The sequence below is a fragment of the Streptomyces sp. NPDC091280 genome (assembly GCF_044768565.1).
GTDB lineage: Bacteria > Actinomycetota > Actinomycetes > Streptomycetales > Streptomycetaceae > Streptomyces.
The window spans coordinates 141,178-162,567 of sequence record NZ_JBIVUZ010000013.1; the positions used below are offsets into that span (position 1 = coordinate 141,178).

Sequence of the window (21,390 nt, forward strand, 5' to 3'; positions counted from 1 at the left end):
GGGCCTTTAACTCATGGGACTCGAAGAAAAGCTGCCGAGCGGCTTTCTGCTCACCACCGTCGAGCAGGCCGCGGGCTGGGTGCGCAAGGCGTCCGTCTTCCCGGCCACGTTCGGACTCGCCTGCTGCGCCATCGAGATGATGACGACCGGCGCCGGACGCTACGACCTGGCGCGCTTCGGCATGGAGGTCTTCCGCGGCTCTCCGCGCCAGGCCGACCTGATGATCGTCGCGGGCCGGGTCAGCCAGAAGATGGCGCCGGTGCTGCGGCAGGTCTACGACCAGATGCCGAACCCCAAGTGGGTGATCTCCATGGGGGTCTGCGCCTCGTCGGGCGGCATGTTCAACAACTACGCGATCGTCCAGGGCGTCGACCACATCGTCCCGGTCGACATCTACCTCCCGGGCTGCCCGCCACGGCCCGAGATGCTGATGGACGCGATCCTCAAGCTCCACCAGAAGATCCAGTCCTCCAAGCTCGGCGTGAACGCCGAGGAGGCGGCCCGCGAGGCGGAGGAGGCGGCGCTCAAGGCACTGCCCACCATCGAGATGAAGGGCCTGCTGCGGTGAGCGACGCGAACGGCACCAACGGAGCCGCCCCGGACCAGGATCCGGGCGCCTCCAACCTTCCCGGCCAGCGCGGCGAGGGTGAGGAGATCCGCGTCCAGCGCGGCATGTTCGGCGCCAACAACGGCGGTGACACCTCCGGTTACGGCGGCCTGGTCCGCTCGGTCCGCCTGCCCGGAGCCGCCAGCCGGCCCTACGGCGGTTGGTTCGACGAGGTCGCCGACGAACTGGAAGGCGCCCTGGAGGAACAGGGACTGCTGCCCGACAACGCGATCGAGAAGACGATCGTGGACCGCGGTGAGGTCACCTTCCACATCGAGCGCGAGCACCTGCTGCGCGTCGCCCGCACCCTGCGCGACGACCCGGCCCTGCGCTTCGAACTCTGCACGGGTGTCAGCGCGGTGCACTACCCGCACGACAAGGGCCGCGAGCTGCACGCCGTCTACCACCTGCGCTCGATCACCCACAACCGGCTGATCCGCCTCGAAGTCAGTGCCCCGGACAGCGATCCGCACATCCCGTCACTGGTCCCGGTCTATCCGACCAACGACTGGCACGAGCGCGAGACCTACGACTTCTTCGGCATCGTCTTCGACGGCCACCCGGCGCTGACGCGGATCATGATGCCGGACGACTGGCCGGGCCACCCGCAGCGCAAGGACTACCCCCTCGGCGGCATCGCCGTCGAGTACAAGGGCGCCCAGATCCCGGCTCCGGACCAGCGGAGGTCGTACTCGTGAGCACGCAGTCAGCATCCGCTTCGGCCGCTTCCGCCGCTTCGGCGCGCGAGACCACCGAGGGCACCGTATATACGGTCACCGGTGGCGACTGGGACGAGGTCGTCCAGTCCGCGGCCCGGGCCGACGACGAGCGCATCGTCGTCAACATGGGGCCCCAGCACCCCTCCACGCACGGTGTGCTCCGGCTCATCCTGGAGATCGACGGCGAGACGGTCACCGAGGCCCGCTGCGGCATCGGCTACCTGCACACCGGTATCGAGAAGAACCTCGAATACCGAACGTGGACGCAGGGCACCACGTTCGTGACGCGCATGGACTACCTGACGTCCTTCTTCAACGAGACCGCCTACTGTCTCGCCGTCGAGAAACTCCTCGGTGTCGAGGACCAGATCACCGAGCGGGCGAAGATCATCCGGGTGCTCCTGATGGAGCTGAACCGGATGTCCTCCCACCTGGTGTGCATCGCCACCGGCGGGATGGAACTCGGCGCCACCACGATCATGATCTACGGATTCCGCGATCGTGAAATGATTCTCGACATCTACGAGCTCATCACGGGCCTGCGGATGAACCACGCGTACATCCGCCCCGGCGGACTCGCCCAGGACCTGCCGCCCGGCGCGGTGGACCAGATCCGCGAGTTCGTGAAGAAGATGAAGAAGAACCTCCCCGAGTACGACAAGCTCGCCACCGGGAACCCCATCTTCAAGGCCCGTATGCAGGACGTCGGTTACCTCGACCTGGCCGGCTGCATGGCCCTCGGCGCCACCGGCCCGATCCTGCGCTCCACCGGTCTGCCGCACGACCTGCGCAAGGCGCAGCCGTACTGCGGCTACGAGACCTACGACTTCGACGTCCCGACCGCCGACACCTGCGACTCCTACGGCCGCTTCCTCATCCGCCTTGAGGAGATGCGCCAGTCGCTGCGGATCGTCGAACAGTGCCTGGACCGGCTCCAGCCGGGCCCGGTCATGGTCGCCGACAAGAAGATCGCCTGGCCCGCCCAACTCGCCCTCGGGCCGGACGGATTGGGCAACTCGCTCGACCACATCAAGAAGATCATGGGCACCTCCATGGAGGCCCTGATCCACCACTTCAAGCTGGTGACCGAGGGCTTCCGCGTACCGCCGGGACAGGCGTACGCGGCGGTCGAGTCGCCCAAGGGCGAACTCGGGGTGCACGCCGTGTCCGACGGAGGCACCCGCCCCTACCGGGTCCACTTCAGGGACCCGTCCTTCACCAACCTTCAGGCCATGGCGGCGATGTGCGAGGGCGGCCAGGTCGCCGACGTCATCGTCGCCGTCGCGTCCATCGACCCCGTGATGGGAGGCGTCGACCGGTGACCACCAGTTCTTCGGAGCAGGGCGTCAGCCTGGGCATGCCCCAACTGCCCGCGCCCGCTTACCCGGACGACGTCCGGGCCCGGCTGGAGGCCGACGGGCGGGAGATCATCGCCCGCTACCCGGACTCCCGCTCGGCCCTCCTGCCGTTGCTGCATCTCGTGCAGGCGGAGGAAGGCCATGTCACGCGCACAGGACAGCAGTTCTGCGCCGACTTGCTGGAGCTGACCACGGCCGAGGTCGCCGCCGTCGCGACCTTCTACTCGATGTACCGGCGCCGGCCGAGCGGCGACTACCAGGTCGGGGTCTGCACCAACACGCTGTGCGCGGTGATGGGCGGCGACGCCATCTTCGAGTCCCTCCAGGAGCACCTGGGCGTCGGCAACGGCGAGACCACCGGCGACGGCAAGGTCACCCTGGAGCACATCGAGTGCAACGCCGCCTGCGACTTCGCGCCGGTGGTGATGGTCAACTGGGAGTTCTTCGACAACCAGACCCCCGCCAGCGCCCGGCGCCTCGTCGACGACCTGCGCGCGGGCGCCCCCGTGGAACCCACGCGCGGGGCGCCGATCTGCACCTTCAAGGAGACCGCGCGGATCCTCGCCGGCTTCCCCGACGAGCGGCCAGGGGCCGTCGAGGCAAGTGGCGGTGCGGGACCCGCGTCGCTGGTGGGCCTCCGCCTGGCCAGGGGAGAGACCGCACCCGCGCGCGTGGTCCATCCGCGCGGCTCCGCGGCGCCCCAGGACCAGTCGCCGACGTCCTCGGCGTCCTTGAACTCGCCGACCGAGCACCTCAGTTCGCACGATGCGCCGCAGGACACGTCGGCCTCCGACCCCGCCCACCCGGCGGGGCCTGTCGCCGAGGAGGGGGAGTGATGACCTTGGCACCCGAACTGAAAGACCACAGCCCCGAGAAGCTGCTCGCACCCGTGCTGTCGGCCTTCTGGGACGAGGACGAGTCCTGGACTCTGGACACGTACCGAAGGCACGAGGGATACGAGGGGCTCCGCAAGGCGCTCGCCATGTCGCCGGACGACCTCATCGCCTATGTGAAGGACTCCGGTCTGCGCGGTCGCGGTGGCGCAGGCTTCCCCACCGGAATGAAATGGCAATTCATTCCCCAAGGGGATGGAAAACCACACTATCTAGTTGTCAACGCCGACGAGTCGGAGCCCGGAACCTGTAAGGACATCCCGCTCCTCTTCGCGAACCCGCACAGCCTCATCGAGGGCATTGTCATCGCGTGTTATGCCATCAGGTCTTCGCATGCGTTCATCTATCTGCGTGGTGAAGTCGTCCCCGTTCTGCGACGGTTGCACGAGGCCGTACGTGAGGCCTACGCGGCGGGCTACCTCGGCGAGAACATCCTCGGCAGTGGCCTTGACCTGCAACTCACCGTGCACGCGGGCGCCGGCGCGTACATCTGCGGTGAAGAGACCGCACTGCTCGACTCGCTCGAAGGCCGCCGTGGTCAACCGCGGCTTCGTCCCCCTTTCCCTGCCGTCGCGGGCCTCTATGCGTGCCCGACTGTTGTGAATAACGTCGAGTCGATCGCGTCAGTTCCCGCGATTCTGCAAAAAGGCAAGGAATGGTTCAGGTCGATGGGCAGCGAGAAGTCTCCGGGCTTCACGCTCTACTCGCTCAGCGGCCATGTCACCAGTCCCGGCCAGTACGAGGCGCCGCTCGGCATCACACTCCGCCAACTGCTCGACATGAGCGGCGGGATGCGCGCCGGGCACCGCCTCAAGTTCTGGACGCCGGGCGGCTCTTCCACGCCGATGTTCACCGACGAGCACCTCGACGTCCCTCTTGATTACGAAGGAGTGGGTGCCGCGGGTTCCATGCTCGGCACAAAAGCACTCCAGTGTTTCGACGAGACGACCTGCGTCGTGCGTGCCGTCACCCGCTGGACCGAGTTCTACGCCCACGAGTCCTGCGGCAAGTGCACACCGTGCCGCGAAGGGACGTACTGGCTCGTGCAGTTGCTGCGCGACATCGAGGCCGGCAAGGGCGCGATGTCCGACCTCGACAAGCTGAACGACATCGCCGACAACATCAACGGCAAGTCCTTCTGCGCCCTCGGTGACGGCGCCGCCTCGCCGATCTTCTCCTCGCTCAAGTACTTCCGCGAGGAGTACGAGCAGCACATCACGGGCCGGGGCTGCCCCTTCGACCCGGCCAAGTCCACGGCCTGGGCCGACCGCACGGAGGTGAACGCATGACGGTGACCACGAGCGCTCCCGCGGGTGGGGGAGAGGCGGCGGTCCCGCCGGAAGATCTCGTCTCGCTGACCATCGACGGCGCCGAGATCAGTGTGCCCAAGGGCACCCTGGTCATCCGCGCCGCCGAGCAACTCGGCATCGAGATCCCCCGGTTCTGCGACCACCCTCTCCTCGACCCGGCCGGCGCCTGCCGTCAGTGCATCGTCGAGGTCGAGGGCCAGCGCAAACCGATGGCGTCCTGCACGATCACGTGCACGGACGGCATGGTCGTCAAGACCCAGCTCAGTTCGCCGGTGGCCGAGAAGGCCCAGCACGGTGTGATGGAACTGCTCCTCATCAACCACCCGTTGGACTGCCCGGTCTGCGACAAGGGCGGCGAGTGCCCCCTGCAGAACCAGGCGATGTCCCACGGCCAGGCGGACTCCCGCTTCGAGGGCCGCAAGCGGACCTACGAGAAGCCCGTCCCGATCTCCACCCAGGTGCTGCTGGACCGCGAGCGGTGCGTGCTGTGCGCGCGCTGCACCCGCTTCTCCAACCAGATCGCGGGCGACCCGATGATCGAGCTGCTGGAGCGTGGCGCGCTCCAGCAGGTCGGCACCGGTGAGGGCGACCCCTTCGAGTCGTACTTCTCCGGGAACACCATCCAGATCTGCCCGGTGGGCGCGCTGACCTCGGCGGCGTACCGATTCCGCTCCCGCCCCTTCGACCTGGTCTCCACGCCCTCGGTGTGCGAGCACTGCTCCGGGGGCTGCGCGACCCGCACCGACCACCGGCGCGGCAAGGTCATGCGGCGCCTGGCGGCCGTGGACCCCGAGGTCAACGAGGAGTGGATCTGCGACAAGGGGCGCTTCGGCTTCCGGTACGCGCAGCAGCGCGACCGGCTTCAGACGCCGCTGATCCGCAACCCCGAGGGCGAACTCGTCCCGGCCTCCTGGCCGGAGGCGCTCCAGATCGCCGCGCAGGGACTGCTCGCCTCGCGGGGCCGTACCGGTGTCCTGACCGGCGGCCGGCTCACCATCGAGGACGCCTACGCGTACAGCAAGTTCGCGCGCGTGGCGCTCGACACGAACGACATCGACTTCCGCGCGCGCGTGCACAGCAGTGAGGAGGCCGACTTCCTGGCCGCCCGGGTCGCGGGCCGCGGCCGGGACCTCGACGGCAGCGGCGTCACGTACACCTCCCTGGAGAAGGCGCCCGCCGTCCTGCTGGTCGGGTTCGAGTCCGAGGAGGAGGCGCCCGGCGTCTTCCTGAGGCTGCGCAAGGCCTCGCGCACGCACGGGCAGCGGGTGTTCTCGCTGGCCACCTTCGCCACGCGCGGGCTGGAGAAGGCGGGCGGCACACTGCTGCCGGCCGCTCCCGGCACCGAGACCGAGTGGCTGGACGCGCTCGCCAGCGGGGTCGGCCTTGAGGATGACGGAGCGCGCGCCTCCGAGGCGTTGCGTTCCGAGGGCGCGGTGATCGTCGTGGGCGAGCGGCTGGCCGCCGTCGCCGGGGGTCTCACCGCCGCCGTACGGGCCGCGTCCGCGACCGGTGCGCGGCTGGTGTGGATTCCGCGCCGGGCCGGGGAGCGCGGTTCCATCGAGGCGGGGGCGCTGCCGTCGCTGCTGCCGGGCGGGCGTCCGGCGACCGACCCGCGCGCGCGGGAGGAGGTCGCCGCCGCCTGGGGTGTCGCCGAACTCCCGCACCGCTACGGCCGCGACGCCGGCCAGATCGTCGAGGCCGCCGCCGGTGGTGAACTCCGGGCGCTGCTGGTCGCCGGAGTGGAGCCGGGCGACCTGCCCGATCCGGCACGCGCGCGTGCCGCACTCGACGAAGTGGGCTTCCTGGTGTCGCTCGAACTGCGGCCCAGCGAGATCACCGAGCACGCGGACGTGGTTCTCCCGGTCGCGGCGGTCGCCGAGAAGGCGGGCGCCTTCCTCAACTGGGAGGGCAGGGTGCGCTTCTTCGAGGCCGCGCTCAAGCCCGACCAGATGACCCGGACCCTCGCTCCCACCGACGCGCGCGTCCTGCACATGCTGGCCGACGCCATGGACGTACACCTGGGGCTGCCCGATCTGCGCACCGCGCGCGCGGAGTTGGACCGGCTGGGCGCCTGGGACGGTGTGCGGGCCACCGAACCGCTGGAGAGCGCGGGCGTGCTGCCCCGGCCGGCCGCCGGGGAGGCCGTGCTCGCCGGGCACCGGCTGCTGCTCGATCAGGGCGCCCTCCAGGAGGGCGACGAAGCGCTCGCCGGGACCCGGCACGCCGCCCACGCGCGCGTGTCGGCCGCCACCGCCGCCGAGGCGGGCGTCAAGGACGGCGACAGCCTCGCCGTGACGGGCGCCTCCGGGACCGTCGAACTCCCGCTGCGGATCACGGAGATGCCCGACCGCGTGGTCTGGCTCCCGCTGAACTCCACCGGCGGGGGCGTCGCCTCCGACACCGGGGCGCTGCCCGGCGCACTCGTCCGCATCGGCCCGGCCACGCTCGCGGGCGAAGCCCCCAAGGAGGTGGAGGCATGAGCGATCTGTACTTCGCCGCGGAAGACCTCTCGATGTTCGGCCGCGACCCCTGGTGGCTGGTCGTCGTCAAGGCGGTGTTCTGCTTCGCCTTCCTGATGGTCACCGTGCTGTTCTCGATCGTCTGGGAACGCAAGGTCGTCGCCTGGATGCAGCTGCGCATCGGCCCCAACCGGCACGGCCCCTGGGGCATGCTCCAGTCGCTCGCCGACGGCGTGAAGCTGATGCTCAAGGAAGACCTGATCGTCAAGCGCGCCGACAAGGTGGTGTACATCCTCGCGCCGGTCGTCGCGGCCATCCCGGCCTTCATGGCGATCGCGGTCATCCCCTTCGGGCCGGCCGACAACGAGGTGTCGATCTTCGGCCACCGCACCACGATGCAGCTCACCGACCTCCCGATCGCGATGCTCTACATCCTCGCGGTCGCCTCGGTCGGCATCTACGGCATCGTCCTGGCGGGCTGGAGCTCCGGCTCCACCTACCCGCTCCTGGGCGGCCTGCGCTCCTGCGCCCAGATGATCTCCTACGAGATCGCGATGGGCGCCGCGTTCGCCTCGGTGTTCCTCTACTCCGGGTCGATGTCGACGTCGACGATCGTTGAACAACAGCACGACCGCTGGTACATCATCCTGCTGCCGGTCTCCTTCATCATCTACGTCGTCACGATGGTCGGCGAGACCAACCGCGCCCCCTTCGACATGCCGGAGTCCGAGGGCGACCTGGTCGGCGGCTTCAACACCGAGTACTCGTCCATCAAGTTCGCGCTCTTCATGCTCGCCGAGTACGTGAACATGGTGACGGTCTCCGCGGTGTCGACCACGCTCTTCCTGGGCGGCTGGCGGGCCCCGTGGCCGATCAGCTCCTTCTGGGAGGGCGCGAACCACGGCTGGTGGCCGATGCTCTGGTTCGTCGTCAAGGTCCAGCTGCTGCTGTTCTTCTTCATCTGGCTCCGCGGCACCCTCCCGCGCGTGCGCTACGACCAGTTGATGAAGCTCGGCTGGAAGGTCCTCATCCCGGTCTCCGTGGTCTGGCTGATGCTGGTCGCGACCGTGCGGACCCTCAGGAACCAGAACTACGACTTCGCCGACATCGCCCTCTACATCGGCGGCGGTGTGCTCGCCCTGCTGTTGCTGTCCTTCATCGCGGACATGTTCCGCCAGAAGGCCAAGGACGACGCGCGAGTGGCCGAGGAACCCGCCGGGTTCGACGCGATGGCGGGCGGATTCCCCGTACCGCCGCTGCCTGGACAGGAGTTGCCACCGGTGCCGCGGCGCCCCTCGCGACGCGAGCGGGAGCTGATTGTCAGTGGTGGCTCGGATACTGGCAGTGACGGATCTCTGGATGGAAAGGAGGCGTCCGATGGCTGAGGAGCCCAAGGAGACCACACCCGGTTTCCAGAACCCCGTGGCCGGCTTCGGCGTGACCTTCAAGGCCATGTTCAAGAAGCGGCTGACCGAGCAGTACCCGGAGCAGCAGAAGACCACAGCCCCCCGGTTCCACGGACGGCACCAGCTCAACCGCCATCCGGACGGCCTGGAGAAGTGCGTCGGCTGCGAGCTGTGCGCCTGGGCCTGCCCCGCCGACGCCATCTATGTGGAGGGCGCCGACAACACCGACGAGGAGCGCTACTCGCCGGGCGAGCGGTACGGCCGCGTCTACCAGATCAACTACGCCCGCTGCATCCTGTGCGGCCTGTGCATCGAGGCGTGCCCCACGCGCGCGTTGACGATGACCAACGAGTTCGAACTGGCCGACTCCAGCCGCGCCAACCTCATCTACACCAAGGAACAGCTGCTGGCCGGCCTCGACGACACGATGGTCGACAGCCCGCACGCCATCTACCCGGGGATGGACGAACAGGACTACTACCGGGGCCTGGTCACGGAGGCCGCGCCCGGCACGGTGCGCCAGGTCGCCGTCACCAAGGGCGAGAAGCCTGCCGGAGAGGAGGTGGAGGCATGAGCCCGCAGTTCGCCGCCGCTGCCTACTCCACCTCGACCGGCGAGGCCTTCCAGTTCTGGGTCCTCGGCACGGTCGCGGTGATCGGTGCCCTGTCCACCATCCTCATGAAGAGGGCCGTGCACAGCGCCCTCTCCCTCGCCGGGACCATGATCATCCTGGCGGTCTTCTACCTCGCCAACGGCGCCTACTTCCTGGGCGTCGTCCAGATCGTCGTCTACACCGGCGCGATCATGATGCTGTTCCTCTTCGTGGTGATGCTGGTCGGCGTCACGGCCGCCGACTCCCTGACGGAGACCATCAAGGGCCAGCGCTGGCTGGCCCTTCTCTGCGGGCTCGGCTTCGGCATCCTGCTGGTCGCGGGCATCGGGAACGCCTCGCTCAACCAGTTCGACGGCCTGAGCACGGCCAACGCGAACGGCAATGTGCAGGGCCTGGCCGCCCTCATCTTCACCAAGTACGTCTTCGCCTTCGAGATCACCGGCGCCCTGCTGATCACGGCCGCGGTCGGCGCCATGGTGCTCACGCACCGCGAGCGCACCGAGCGGGCCAAGACCCAGCGCGAGCTGTCCGAGCAGCGCGTCCGCGAGGGCAAGCACGTCCCGCCGCTCCCCGCCCCCGGCGTCTACGCCCGGCACAACGCGGTGGACGTCCAGGGCCTGTTGCCCGACGGCACCCCGTCCGAGCTGACGGTCAGCAAGACGCTCCGCGACCGCGGCCAGATCCGTGACGTGTCCGACGAGGCGCTCAACGACCTGCGGGCCCTGGAGCAGCGCGCCGAGGAGCGCCTGGAGCGGACCGCGATCGAGCCGGCGAACCTCAAGCGGACCGAGGAGGCGTCGAAGTGAACCCCGTCAACTACCTCTATCTCTCCGCCCTGTTGTTCACGATCGGTGCCACCGGCGTCCTGATCAGGCGGAACGCGATCGTCGTGTTCATGTGCGTCGAGCTGATGCTCAACGCCTGCAACCTCGCGTTCGTCACCTTCTCCCGGATGCACGGCAACCTCGACGGTCAGGTCATCGCCTTCTTCACGATGGTCGTCGCCGCCGCGGAGGTCGTGGTCGGGCTCGCGATCATCGTGTCGCTGTTCCGTTCCCGCCACTCGGCCTCGGTCGACGACGCCAGCCTGATGAAGCTCTGAGGGGTCGCTGAATCGTGGAGAACCTGATTGCGCTGCTGGTAGCGGCGCCTCTGCTCGGAGCGGTCGTACTGCTGTGCGGCGGCCGGCGGCTCGATGCCGTCGGCCACTGGATCGGCACGCTCCTGTCGTCCGCCTCCTTCGTGATCGGTGTCGTCCTCTTCACCGACCTGCTGGGGAAGAACGCCGAGCACCGGACGCTCTTGCAGCACCTGTGGACCTGGGTCCCCGTCGAGGGCTTCCAGGCGGACGTCGCCTTCCGCCTCGACCAGCTGTCGATGACCTTCGTCCTGCTGATCACCGGTGTCGGCTCGCTCATCCACCTGTACTCGGTCGGGTACATGGAGCACGACGAGCGCCGCCGCCGCTTCTTCGGCTATCTGAACCTGTTCCTCGCGGCGATGCTGATCCTCGTCCTCGCCGACAACTACCTTCTGCTGTACGTCGGTTGGGAGGGCGTCGGTCTCGCCTCCTACCTGCTGATCGGTTTCTGGCAGCACAAGCCCAGCGCGGCCACCGCCGCGAAGAAGGCCTTCCTGGTCAACCGGGTCGGCGACATGGGCCTGTCGATCGCCATCATGCTGATGTTCACGACGTTCGGGACCTTCGCCTTCGGCCCGGTCCTCAGCCACGTCGGTGACGCCTCCGAGGGCAAGCTCACCGGCATCGCCCTGATGCTGCTGCTCGCCGCCTGCGGCAAGTCCGCCCAGGTGCCGCTCCAGTCCTGGCTCGGCGACGCGATGGAGGGCCCGACCCCGGTCTCGGCCCTCATCCACGCGGCGACCATGGTGACCGCGGGCGTGTACCTGATCGTCCGTTCCGGAGCGATCTTCAACGCGGCCCCGGACGCGCAGCTCGTCGTCACCGTCGTCGGCGCCGTCACGCTCCTGTTCGGTGCGATCGTCGGTTGCGCGAAGGACGACATCAAGAAGGCCCTCGCCGGCTCGACGATGTCGCAGATCGGCTACATGGTGCTCGCCGCCGGACTCGGCCCCATCGGCTACGTCTTCGCGATCATGCACCTGGTGACGCACGGCTTCTTCAAGGCCGGGCTCTTCCTCGGCGCCGGCTCCGTCATGCACGGCATGAACGACGAGGTCGACATGAGGAAGTACGGCGGCCTCAGGAAGTACATGCCGGTCACCTTCATCACCTTCGGCCTCGGCTACCTCGCCATCATCGGCTTCCCGGGCCTGTCCGGCTTCTTCTCCAAGGACAAGATCATCGAGGCGGCCTTCGCCAAGGGCGGCACCGAGGGCTGGATCCTCGGCGGCGCGGCCCTGCTGGGCGCGGCCATCACGGCGTACTACATGACGCGCGTGATGCTGATGACCTTCTTCGGCGAGAAGCGCTGGCAGCCCGACGAGAACGGCAACGAGCCGCACCCGCACGAGTCCCCGAGGACCATGACGATCCCGATGATCGTGCTGGCCTTCGGATCGGTCTTCGCCGGCGGCATCTTCGGCATCGGCGACCGCTTCCTGCACTGGCTGGAGCCCATCACGGGCCACGAGGAGGGCCACTCCCCGGTCAGCGCCCTGACGGTCACCCTGGCCACCATGGTCGTGCTGGTCGTCGGTGTCGCCATCGCCTGGGCGCAGTACGGGCGCCGTCCCGTCCCGGCCGTCGCACCGCGCGGTTCGCTGCTCACCCGGGCCGCCCGCCGCGACCTCCTCCAGGACGACTTCAACCACGTCGTCCTGGTGCGCGGCGGCGAGCACCTCACCCGCTCCCTGGTCTACGTCGACCACACCCTGGTCGACGGCGTCGTCAACGGCACGGCGGCCTCCATGGGCGGCCTTTCCGGAAGGCTGCGCAAGCTCCAGAACGGCTACGCGCGGTCGTACGCGGTCTCGATGTTCGGCGGTGCGGCCATCCTCGTCGCCGCGACCCTGCTGATGAGGGCGGTCTGATACCGATGTCCTTTCCCCTCCTGACAGCGACGGCGGCGCTCCCGGCCCTCGGGGCGGTCGCCACGGCCGCCGTCCCGGCCGCCCGGCGCACCGCCGCGAAATGGCTGGCGCTGCTCGTCTCGCTGGCGACGCTCGCGCTGGGCATCGTCGTCCTGGTGCGCTTCGACCCCGGCGGCGACCGCTACCAACTCACCGAGTCCCACGCCTGGATCGCCGACTTCGGGGTCCGCTACGAGCTGGGTGTGGACGGCATCGCGGTCGCGCTCATCGCGCTCACAGCCCTGCTGATCCCGTTCGTGATCCTGGCCGGCTGGCACGACGCCGACCCCCTGGAGACCGGCAGCAGGCGCTGGCGGCCCACCCAGGGCTTCTTCGCCCTCATCCTCGCGGTGGAGGCGATGGTGATCATCTCCTTCGAGGCCACCGACGTCTTCCTGTTCTACATCTTCTTCGAAGCCATGCTGATCCCGATGTACTTCCTCATCGGCGGCTTCGGGGACCGGGCCCACGAGCACGGCGACGAGGCGGCGGCCACCCAACGCTCGTACGCGGCCGTCAAGTTCCTGCTCTACAACCTGGTCGGCGGACTCATCATGCTGGCCGCCGTGATCGGCCTCTACGTAGTGGCCGGGAACTTCTCCCTCCAGGAGATCGCCCAGGCGCGGGCCAACGGCACGCTGCACATGGCGACCAACACCGAACGCTGGCTGTTCCTCGGCTTCTTCTTCGCCTTCGCGGTGAAGGCGCCGCTGTGGCCGCTGCACACCTGGCTGCCCAACGCCATGCAGGAGTCCACCGCCCCGGTCGCCGTACTGATCACGGCGGTCGTGGACAAGGTGGGCACCTTCGCGATGCTCCGCTTCTGCCTCCAGCTCTTCCCCGAGGCCAGCAAATGGGCGACGCCCGTCATCCTCGTCCTCGCCCTGATCAGCATCATCTACGGGGCGCTGCTCGCGGTCGGACAGCGGGACATCAAGCGGCTGGTGGCGTACGCGTCGATCTCGCACTTCGGGTTCATCATCCTGGGCATCTTCGCGATGACCAGCCAGGGCCAGTCCGGCGCGACGCTCTACATGGTCAACCACGGTATTTCCACGGCCGCGTTGATGCTGGTCGCCGGCTTCCTGATCTCGCGGCGCGGCTCGCGTCTGATCGCCGACTACGGAGGGGTGCAGAAAGTGGCCCCCGTGCTCGCCGGCACCTTCCTGATCGGCGGTCTGGCCACCCTGTCGCTGCCGGGCCTGGCGCCCTTCGTGAGCGAGTTCCTGGTCCTGGTCGGCACGTTCTCGCGCTACCCGGCGATCGGGATCATCGCGACCTTCGGCATCGTCCTGGCCGCGCTGTACACCCTCGTCCTCTACCAGCGGACGATGACCGGCCCGGTGAAGCCCGAGGTCGCCACGATGCCGGACCTGCGACCTCGTGAACTCCTGGTCGTCGCCCCGCTGATCGTGCTGCTGATCTTCCTCGGCGTCTACCCGAAGCCGATCACGGACATCGTGAACCCGTCGGTCAAGCAGACCCTGTCCGACGTACACAAGAAGGATCCCAAGCCCTCGGTGGAGGCGGCCAAGTGAGCGCAACAGCCGTCCACAGCCTGTGGACAACGGCGGCGACCGTGGACCCGATCTCGAAGATCCCCGCCCCGAAGATCGAGTACGGGCAGTTGTCGCCCACCTTGATCATCCTCGGCGCGGCGCTCATCGGGGTACTGGTCGAGGCGTTCGTGCCGCGCAAGTCCCGTTACTACGCCCAGGTGTTCGTGTCCGTCGTGGCGCTCTGCGCCGCCTTCGCGGCGGTCGTGGCGCTGGCCGCGGACGGATACGGCACCACCAAGGCGCACATCGCGGCCATGGGCGCCATCGCGGTCGACGGACCGTCCCTGTTCCTCCAGGGCGTGATCCTGCTCTCCGGCCTCCTCGGCCTGTTCACCTTCGCCGAACGGCGCCTCGACCCCGAGGCGCACGGCAACCGGGTCGACTCCTTCGCCGCACAGGGCGCGTCCGTGCCCGGCAGCGACAGCGAGAAGGCCGCCGTCAAGGCCGGGTTCACCACCACCGAGGTGTTCCCGCTCCTGCTCTTCGCGGTCTCCGGAATGCTCGTCTTCCCGTCCGCCAACGACCTGTTGACCCTGTTCGTCGCCCTGGAGGTCTTCTCCCTCCCGCTCTACCTCCTGTGCGCCCTGGCCCGCCGCAAGCGGCTCCTGTCGCAGGAGGCCGCGGTCAAGTACTTCCTCCTCGGCGCCTTCGCCTCCGCGTTCACCCTGTTCGGCATCGCGCTGCTCTACGGCTACGCGGGCTCGATGTCGTACGCCACGATCGCGCAGGTCGTCGACGGCTCCATCACCAACATCAACCCCGCCCTCGCGGACACCATGGGCAACGACGCGCTGCTGCTCATCGGCGGCGCGATGATCGTCATGGGGCTGCTGTTCAAGGTGGGCGCGGTGCCGTTCCACATGTGGACGCCCGACGTCTACCAGGGCGCCCCGACCCCGGTCACCGGCTTCATGGCCGCCGCGACCAAGGTGGCCGCCTTCGGCGCGCTGCTCCGGCTCCTCTACGTCGTGCTGCCGGGTCTGCGCTGGGACTGGCGGCCCGTGATGTGGGCCGTGGCGATCATCACGATGCTGGGCGGCGCGATCGTCGCGATCACCCAGACCGACATCAAGCGGCTCCTGGCGTACTCGTCGATCGCGCACGCGGGCTTCATCCTCGCGGGCGTCATCGCGACCACCCGGGACGGCGTCTCGTCCGTGCTCTTCTACCTGGGCGCGTACTCGTTCGTGACGATCGGCGCCTTCGCGGTCGTCACCCTTGTACGGGACGCGGGCGGCGAGGCGACCCACCTGTCCAAGTGGGCCGGGCTCGGCCGGAGGTCACCACTGGTCGCGGCGGTGTTCGCCGTGTTCCTGCTGTCCTTCGCGGGCATTCCGCTGACGGCGGGCTTCGCCGGGAAGTTCGCCGTGTTCAAGGCGGCGGCGGCAGGCGGCGCGGCCCCGCTGGTCGTGGTCGGTGTGCTCTCCTCCGCCATCGCCGCGTTCTTCTACATCCGCGTGATCGTGCTCATGTTCTTCAGCGAGCCGAGGCCCGACGGCCCCACCGTCGCGGTCCCGTCCCCGCTGACCATGGCGACGATCGGGATCGGCGTGGCCGTCACGCTCGTCCTCGGTGTGGCCCCGCAGTACTTCCTCGACCTGGCCAACCAGGCGGGCATCTTCGCCCGCTGAGCTGAGCGCGAGCCGAAGGCCCCGGTCCCCGCGAGGGGGGCCGGGGCCTTCGCGTGTCTGCGGTCAGCCCGAGGGACAGACGACCTCGGGGTTCCACGGCGCGAACAGGCCCTTGGAGTTCGGTTCGTAGACCCAGGCGTGGAGCGTGAAATAGCCGGGCAGCTGGTCCTTCTGGAAGGTCTGTCCGAACAGCGTCGGCGCGGCCTGTCCCGAGTCCTTCACCACCCACTCCACGGCGACCAGCCGGCGCCCCTCGACGAACCCGGACCCGTCCGCGTACAGCAGGGCCGCCGGTTTCGCCGGATCGAGTGAACCGATATTCGCCGGGTTGACGTAGTGGTAGCCCATGCCGCCCTCGGCCGGGTCGGAGACACAGGTGTCGGTGCGTGCGTAGCCGCCGCCCGCGGCGAACGCCTCGTACCCGTACTTCGAGGTGGCCTGGTACGTCTTGCTCAGCGTCGTCCACACCGCCGGGTCCGGACCGGAGACGGCCTGGGCCGGGGCGGCGGTCAGCGCGAAGGCCGCGGCCGTCGCCACCGCGACGGCGGTCTTGACCGCGCCCCGCGAGAACCGGGCGGACGGAGGCCGAGGGGACAGCGGCCGAAGGGACAGCGGCCGAGGGAACATGGTGGGGCTCCTTGGACTTCGGGAGGCGTCCGCGCAGGGCGCGCCGTCCGTTCGATGGCGTGGCGGACCTCCCCCGGCCCGCCCGAGCAGCATCTTCCGGCCGCACAGGCCGCGCCATGCGACGGGAGCCATTCGACTGACCGCACCCGGTCCCCGCCGCCCGCCTGTGGATAACTCCGACGCTGTCAGCGCGGACCCCTATCGTGGACGCAGTGGTCGAGGGACGACGTACGGGGGACGAGCGATGCACGGGATGGGCGGGACGGTTGTGACGACCGAGGTACGGACGCCGACGGCACACGGCGAGAGCGAGGCCCTGGCCACGCTCCACCGGGTCTTCGGCTACGACAGCTTCCGCGGCGCGCAGGAAGAGGTCATCGAGCATGTGGTGGCCGGCGGCGACGCCGTGGTCCTCATGCCGACCGGCGGCGGCAAGTCGCTGTGCTACCAGATCCCGTCCCTGGTCAGAGCCGGCACGGGCGTGGTCGTCTCCCCCCTCATCGCGCTGATGCAGGACCAGGTCGACGCGCTGCGGGCACTGGGCGTGCGCGCCGGGTTCATGAACTCCACGCAGGACTTCGACGAGCGGCGCGTGGTCGAGGCCGAGTTCCTCGCCGGCGAACTGGACCTCATCTATCTCGCACCGGAGCGGCTGCGGCTCGACTCCACCCTGGACCTGCTCTCGCGCGGCAAGATCTCGGTGTTCGCGATCGACGAGGCGCACTGCGTGTCCTCGTGGGGCCACGACTTCCGCCCCGACTACCTCTCCCTCTCCGTCCTGGGCGAGCGCTGGCCCGACGTCCCGAGGATCGCCCTCACGGCCACGGCCACGGACGCCACGCACAAGGAGATCACCCAGCGGCTGAGGATGCCGGACGCCCGGCACTTCGTCGCGAGCTTCGACCGCCCCAACATCCAGTACCGGATCGTGCCCAAGGCCGACCCCAAGAAGCAGCTGCTGAGCTTCCTGCGCGAGGAGCACGCGGGCGACGCGGGCATCGTGTACTGCCTGTCGCGCAAGTCGGTCGAGACCACCGCCGAGTTCCTGTCCCGCAACGGCATCGAGGCGGTCCCGTACCACGCGGGCCTCGACGCGGGCACCCGCGCGGCGCACCAGTCGCGGTTCCTGCGCGAGGACGGACTGATCGTCGTCGCGACCATCGCCTTCGGCATGGGCATCGACAAGCCGGACGTACGGTTCGTCGCCCACCTCGACCTGCCCAAGTCGGTCGAGGGCTACTACCAGGAGACGGGCCGCGCCGGACGCGACGGAATGCGGTCCACGGCCTGGATGGCGTACGGCCTGAACGACGTCATACAGCAGCGCAAGATGATCCAGTCCAGCGAGGGCGACGAGGCGTTCCGCCGCCGCGCCGCCGCCCACCTGGAGGCCATGCTCGCGCTGTGCGAGACCGCGCAGTGCAGGCGCGGCCAACTGCTCGCCTACTTCGGCCAGGACCCTCACGCGGCGGCCTGCGGCAACTGCGACACCTGCCTCACCCCGCCGGAGACCTGGGACGGCACGGTCGCCGCGCAGAAGGTGCTGTCGACGGTGGTACGGCTCCAGCGGGAGCGGGGCCAGAAGTTCGGCGCCGTGCAGATCGTCGACATCCTCATGGGGCGCCGCACCGCCAAGGTGATCCAGTTCGACCACGACCAGCTCTCCGTGTTCGGCATCGGCGAGGACCTGGCCGAGGGCGAATGGCGGGGCGTCGTACGGCAGTTGCTCGCCCAGGGGCTGCTGGCGGTAGAGGGGGAGTACGGCACGCTGGTGCTCACCGAGGCGAGCGGCACCGTGCTGCGGCGCGAGCGGGAGGTCCCGCTGCGCAAGGAGCCCAAGAAGCCGGCGAACTCGCGGTCGGGTTCCTCGTCCTCCGGCCGGGGCGAGCGCAAGGCCAAGGCCGCGGCGGCCGAACTGCCCGAGTCGCTCCGCCCCGCCTTCGAGGCCCTGCGCGCCTGGCGCGCCGAACAGGCCCGTGAGCAGGGCGTCCCGGCGTACGTCATCTTCCACGACGCCACGCTGAGAGAGATCGCGACGGTGTGGCCCACCTCGGTGGGGCAGTTGGGAGAGATCAGCGGAGTCGGCGAGAAGAAGCTGGCGACGTACGGCGAGGGCGTGGTCGGAGTCCTGGCCGCACTGGGCGCGGCGCCGGACGCGACTCCGGCTCCGGCACCCGCCCCAGCACTCGCCCCGGCGGCGGCTCCGACTGCGGCTTCGGCGGCGACCGGTGCCGATCCCGGAGCGGACCACTGGCCCGAGATGGACGAGGAGCCGGAGCCCGAGGACTGGATGTAGAGGAGCCGAAGCCGAAGCCGAAGCTGGCGCCGGAACCGGAGCCGGAGCCCGAGGACTCGATGTAGGGGGACTGGCCCGTGCGGGGGCAGCTCCTACAGGGCGCGGGTCGCGTACGCCCTGACGTCCGCGTCCGAGTCGGCCGTCGCCGTGGCGAGAGCCGCGCGGGCGTCGGTGGTGCGGTGCCGGGTCAGCGCGAGCACGGCGGCCTTGCGTACGTCGGCGTTCGGGTCGGCCAGGGTCTTGGCCAGGGCGGGGACCGCTGTCTCGGGGTCGGCGGCGGACAGCGCGGTCGCCGCACCGGCCCGCACCTGCCAGGCCGCGTCCGCCAACGCGGCCACGGCACGGGCGGTGAGCGGCGCCGGGCAGCCGGTGGTGCCCAGGGCACCGTAGGCGGCGGCGCGGACCAGGGCGTCCGGGTCGTCGGCGAGAGTGGTGAGGGCGGTGAGCGCCGGCTCGGCGGGGGTGTCCAGAAGGCGTCCCGCCGCCACCGTCCCCAGTGCCTTCGCGAAGGTGACGCGCACCTCGCGGGAGGGGTCGGACGGCGCCGCGTGGGCCAGTTCGGCGGTGGCGTCGACCGAGACGAGGGCGCGGACGGCCTCGATGCGGACGGCGGTGTCGTGGTCGGAGAGGGAGCGGGCGAAGAGGCCGGCGTCGCCGAGGCGCAGCGCGCGCAGGACGTCGAGGGCGGCGGCGCGGACGACCGGGTCGGGCTCGGCCAGGGCGGCGGCGAGGCCGTCGCGGAGGGCGGGGGAGGGCGGCAGCGTCTCCACCAGTTCGCGCAGTGAGGCCGCGGCGGCCGTGCGGACTTCGGCGGCGGGGTCGCGAAGGGCCTCGGCGAGGGCGGGGCCCGTGCCGGTGGGGAGGGTCTCCGTCAGGACGGTGACCGCCTCGCGCCGGACGGCCGCCGCCGGGTCGGTCAAGTAGGGGCGCAGGGCGTCGAGTTCGGGTTCCTGCTCGGCGAGGGCGACGAGTTCCAGGAGACGGGAGGAGGACTCTTCGGCGGCGGGAGCCGGAGCAGTAAGGGAGTACGTCGGCCGCGGCTCGGCGGGGGACACCAGCGGGGCGAGTTCCCGCGAGCCCGCCGTGGCGACGTTCTCGGGATGGATCTCGCCGAGTCGGCGGGAGGGACCACCGGTCGGGGTGAAGTCCTCGATCGGAACCAGGTAGGGGGCCACGGGTCGGGCCGTGAACTCCATCGCACCGGAGGGGGACTTGTGCAGATCGAGGTGGTGGAACCAGGAGACGTCGTCGCGAGCCGGATGGTCGAGGCGGTCGTGGTAGAGGCCCCAGCGGGACTCCGTGCGGGCCAGGGAGGCGCGGGCCGCCATCTCCGCGCAGTCGCGGATGAAGGTGACCTCGGCGCAGCGCATCAGTTCGTGCGGGGTACGGGCGCCCATCCCGGCGATGTCCGCACGCATCCGCTCGAAGGCCTCCAGGGCGAGCGACAGGCGGGCGCCGGACTTCGGCGGGGCCACGTAGTCGTTCACGAAGCGGCGCAGTTTGTACTCGACCTGGGGCTGCGGCGCGCCGTCCGGGTTGCGCAGCGGGCGGTAGACCAGCTCGTGCGCGTCACGCAGCTGGTCGGCGGGCAACTCGCCCTCGTAGGGCCGGTACTGGGCCGCGTCCGCGCCCGCGAGGTCACCGAAGACGAACGCGCCGATCATGTAGTTGTGCGGGACGCACGCGAGGTCGCCGGCGGCGTACAGCCGGGGGACGGTCGTCCGGGCGTGGTCGTCGACCCGTACGCCCGAGGCCGAGTGGCCGCCGCACAGGCCGATCTCGGAGATGTGCATCTCGACGTCGTGGGTGCGGTAGTCGTGGCCGCGGCCTTCGTGGAAGGTGCCCCGGGTGGGGCGTTCCGTGGAGTGCAGGATCGACTCCAGGGCGGAGATCGACTCCTCCGGGAGGTGGCTCAGTTTCAGGTACACGGGCCCCCGGTCGCTCGCGACCTCCGCCGCGAACTCGGCCATCATCTGGCCGGACCAGTAGTCGGAGTCGACGAAGCGTTCACCGTGCCGGTTGACCTGGTAGCCGCCGAAGGGGTTGGCGACGTAGGCGCAGGCGGGGCCGTTGTAGTCCTTGATCAGCGGGTTGATCTGGAAGCACTCGATGCCGGTGAGCTCGGCGCCCGCGTGGTAGGCCATCGCGTAGCCGTCGCCCGCGTTCGTCGGGTTCTCGTACGTGCCGTACAGGTAGCCGGAGGCGGGCAGGCCGAGGCGTCCGCAGGCGCCGGTCGCGAGGATCACGGCGCCCGCGCGGACCGTGACGAAGCCGCCGGTACGGGTGTTGAAGCCCGCCGCGCCCACCGCGCGGCCACCGGAGGTGAGTACGCGCACCGGCATCACCCGGTTCTCGATGCGGATCCGCTCCCGCATCTCCCGCCGCCGCAGTTGCCGGTACAGGACCTTCTTGACGTCCTTGCCCTCCGGCATCGGCAGCACGTACGAGCCGGAGCGGTGGACCTGGCGGACCGCGTACTCGCCGTGCTCGTCCTTCTCGAACTTCACGCCGTAGGACTCAAGGCGCTGCACCATGGCGAAGCCGCGGGTGGCGGTCTGGCGGACGGTGGACTGGTCGACGATGCCGTCGTTGGCGCGGGTGATCTCGGCGACGTAGTCGTCGGGTTCGGCGCGGCCGGGGATGACCGCGTTGTTGACGCCGTCCATGCCCATGGCGAGCGCGCCGGAGTGGCGGACGTGCGCCTTCTCCAGGAGGAGGACGTCCGCGCCGTGCTCGGCGGCGGTCAGGGCCGCCATGGTGCCGGCCGTGCCGCCGCCGATGACCAGGACGTCGCAGGTCAGCTCTTCGGCCTCGGCGAGCGAGGGGATCTCCAGGGGCGGGTGCGCGGAGGTGGTCACCAG

16 protein-coding genes are annotated in these 21,390 nt (G+C 69.7%); 14 read left to right on the forward strand and 2 right to left on the reverse strand.

Going from position 1 to position 21,390, the window contains the following annotated elements; genetic code table 11:
* Positions 1–13: 13 nt before the first annotated feature.
* From ACIQPR_RS35220 to nuoN, 13 genes are read left to right on the forward strand one after another with little or no spacing between them, the layout of a single operon-like run.
* Positions 14–568, forward strand: a complete 555-nt coding sequence (locus ACIQPR_RS35220; RefSeq protein ID WP_007383964.1) for an NADH-quinone oxidoreductase subunit B family protein — start codon at positions 14–16, stop codon at positions 566–568.
* Positions 565–1,305, forward strand: a complete 741-nt coding sequence (locus ACIQPR_RS35225; protein WP_403656819.1) for an NADH-quinone oxidoreductase subunit C — start codon at positions 565–567, stop codon at positions 1,303–1,305. The genes ACIQPR_RS35220 and ACIQPR_RS35225 overlap by 4 nt, the downstream gene beginning before the upstream one ends.
* On the forward strand, positions 1,302–2,648 hold the full coding sequence (locus tag ACIQPR_RS35230) for an NADH-quinone oxidoreductase subunit D (protein WP_403656822.1): 1,347 nt from the start codon (positions 1,302–1,304) through the stop codon (positions 2,646–2,648). Before ACIQPR_RS35225 ends, ACIQPR_RS35230 begins: the two co-directional genes overlap by 4 nt.
* Positions 2,645–3,520 (forward strand): NADH-quinone oxidoreductase subunit NuoE, encoded by an 876-nt coding sequence (nuoE, locus tag ACIQPR_RS35235; RefSeq protein WP_403656825.1) that lies wholly within the window; start codon positions 2,645–2,647, stop codon positions 3,518–3,520. Before ACIQPR_RS35230 ends, nuoE begins: the two co-directional genes overlap by 4 nt.
* Positions 3,520–4,866, forward strand: coding sequence for an NADH-quinone oxidoreductase subunit NuoF (nuoF, locus tag ACIQPR_RS35240; protein ID WP_019074287.1), 1,347 nt, complete (start codon positions 3,520–3,522; stop codon positions 4,864–4,866). Before nuoE ends, nuoF begins: the two co-directional genes overlap by 1 nt.
* The gene (locus tag ACIQPR_RS35245; RefSeq protein ID WP_403656828.1) at positions 4,863–7,367 is read left to right on the forward strand and encodes an NADH-quinone oxidoreductase subunit G; all 2,505 of its coding nucleotides are present in this window, start codon (positions 4,863–4,865) and stop codon (positions 7,365–7,367) included. Before nuoF ends, ACIQPR_RS35245 begins: the two co-directional genes overlap by 4 nt.
* A complete protein-coding gene (gene nuoH / locus ACIQPR_RS35250) occupies positions 7,364–8,731 on the forward strand; it encodes an NADH-quinone oxidoreductase subunit NuoH (RefSeq protein WP_403656831.1) in 1,368 nt (455 codons plus the stop codon). The genes ACIQPR_RS35245 and nuoH overlap by 4 nt, the downstream gene beginning before the upstream one ends.
* Entirely contained in the window at positions 8,724–9,326 is a 603-nt protein-coding gene (nuoI, locus tag ACIQPR_RS35255) for an NADH-quinone oxidoreductase subunit NuoI (protein ID WP_403656833.1), read from the forward strand. The genes nuoH and nuoI overlap by 8 nt, the downstream gene beginning before the upstream one ends.
* Positions 9,323–10,171, forward strand: a complete 849-nt coding sequence (locus ACIQPR_RS35260; RefSeq protein ID WP_403656836.1) for an NADH-quinone oxidoreductase subunit J — start codon at positions 9,323–9,325, stop codon at positions 10,169–10,171. Before nuoI ends, ACIQPR_RS35260 begins: the two co-directional genes overlap by 4 nt.
* Positions 10,168–10,467 (forward strand): NADH-quinone oxidoreductase subunit NuoK, encoded by a 300-nt coding sequence (gene nuoK / locus ACIQPR_RS35265; protein WP_019074282.1) that lies wholly within the window; start codon positions 10,168–10,170, stop codon positions 10,465–10,467. Before ACIQPR_RS35260 ends, nuoK begins: the two co-directional genes overlap by 4 nt.
* Positions 10,468–10,481: 14 nt before the next feature.
* Positions 10,482–12,377, forward strand: a complete 1,896-nt coding sequence (nuoL, locus tag ACIQPR_RS35270) for an NADH-quinone oxidoreductase subunit L (protein WP_403656839.1) — start codon at positions 10,482–10,484, stop codon at positions 12,375–12,377.
* Positions 12,378–12,382: 5 nt separating this feature from the next.
* Positions 12,383–13,954, forward strand: a complete 1,572-nt coding sequence (locus tag ACIQPR_RS35275) for an NADH-quinone oxidoreductase subunit M (RefSeq protein WP_403656842.1) — start codon at positions 12,383–12,385, stop codon at positions 13,952–13,954.
* Positions 13,951–15,606, forward strand: a complete 1,656-nt coding sequence (nuoN, locus tag ACIQPR_RS35280) for an NADH-quinone oxidoreductase subunit NuoN (RefSeq protein ID WP_403656845.1) — start codon at positions 13,951–13,953, stop codon at positions 15,604–15,606. Before ACIQPR_RS35275 ends, nuoN begins: the two co-directional genes overlap by 4 nt.
* 63 nt (positions 15,607–15,669) lie before the next feature.
* Here the strand turns inward: nuoN and ACIQPR_RS35285 are convergent, their stop codons facing one another.
* The gene (locus ACIQPR_RS35285; RefSeq protein WP_403656848.1) at positions 15,670–16,233 is read right to left on the reverse strand and encodes a hypothetical protein; all 564 of its coding nucleotides are present in this window, start codon (positions 16,231–16,233) and stop codon (positions 15,670–15,672) included.
* A 253-nt stretch (positions 16,234–16,486) separates the two neighbouring features.
* Here ACIQPR_RS35285 and recQ point away from each other — a divergent pair, with 253 nt between their 5' ends.
* On the forward strand, positions 16,487–18,529 hold the full coding sequence (recQ, locus tag ACIQPR_RS35290) for a DNA helicase RecQ (RefSeq protein ID WP_403656851.1): 2,043 nt from the start codon (positions 16,487–16,489) through the stop codon (positions 18,527–18,529).
* 92 nt (positions 18,530–18,621) lie between these two features.
* Here recQ and ACIQPR_RS35295 read toward each other — a convergent pair whose 3' ends face one another.
* A complete protein-coding gene (locus ACIQPR_RS35295) occupies positions 18,622–21,387 on the reverse strand; it encodes a fumarate reductase/succinate dehydrogenase flavoprotein subunit (RefSeq protein WP_403656854.1) in 2,766 nt (921 codons plus the stop codon).
* Between the last annotated feature and the right edge of the window lie 3 nt (positions 21,388–21,390).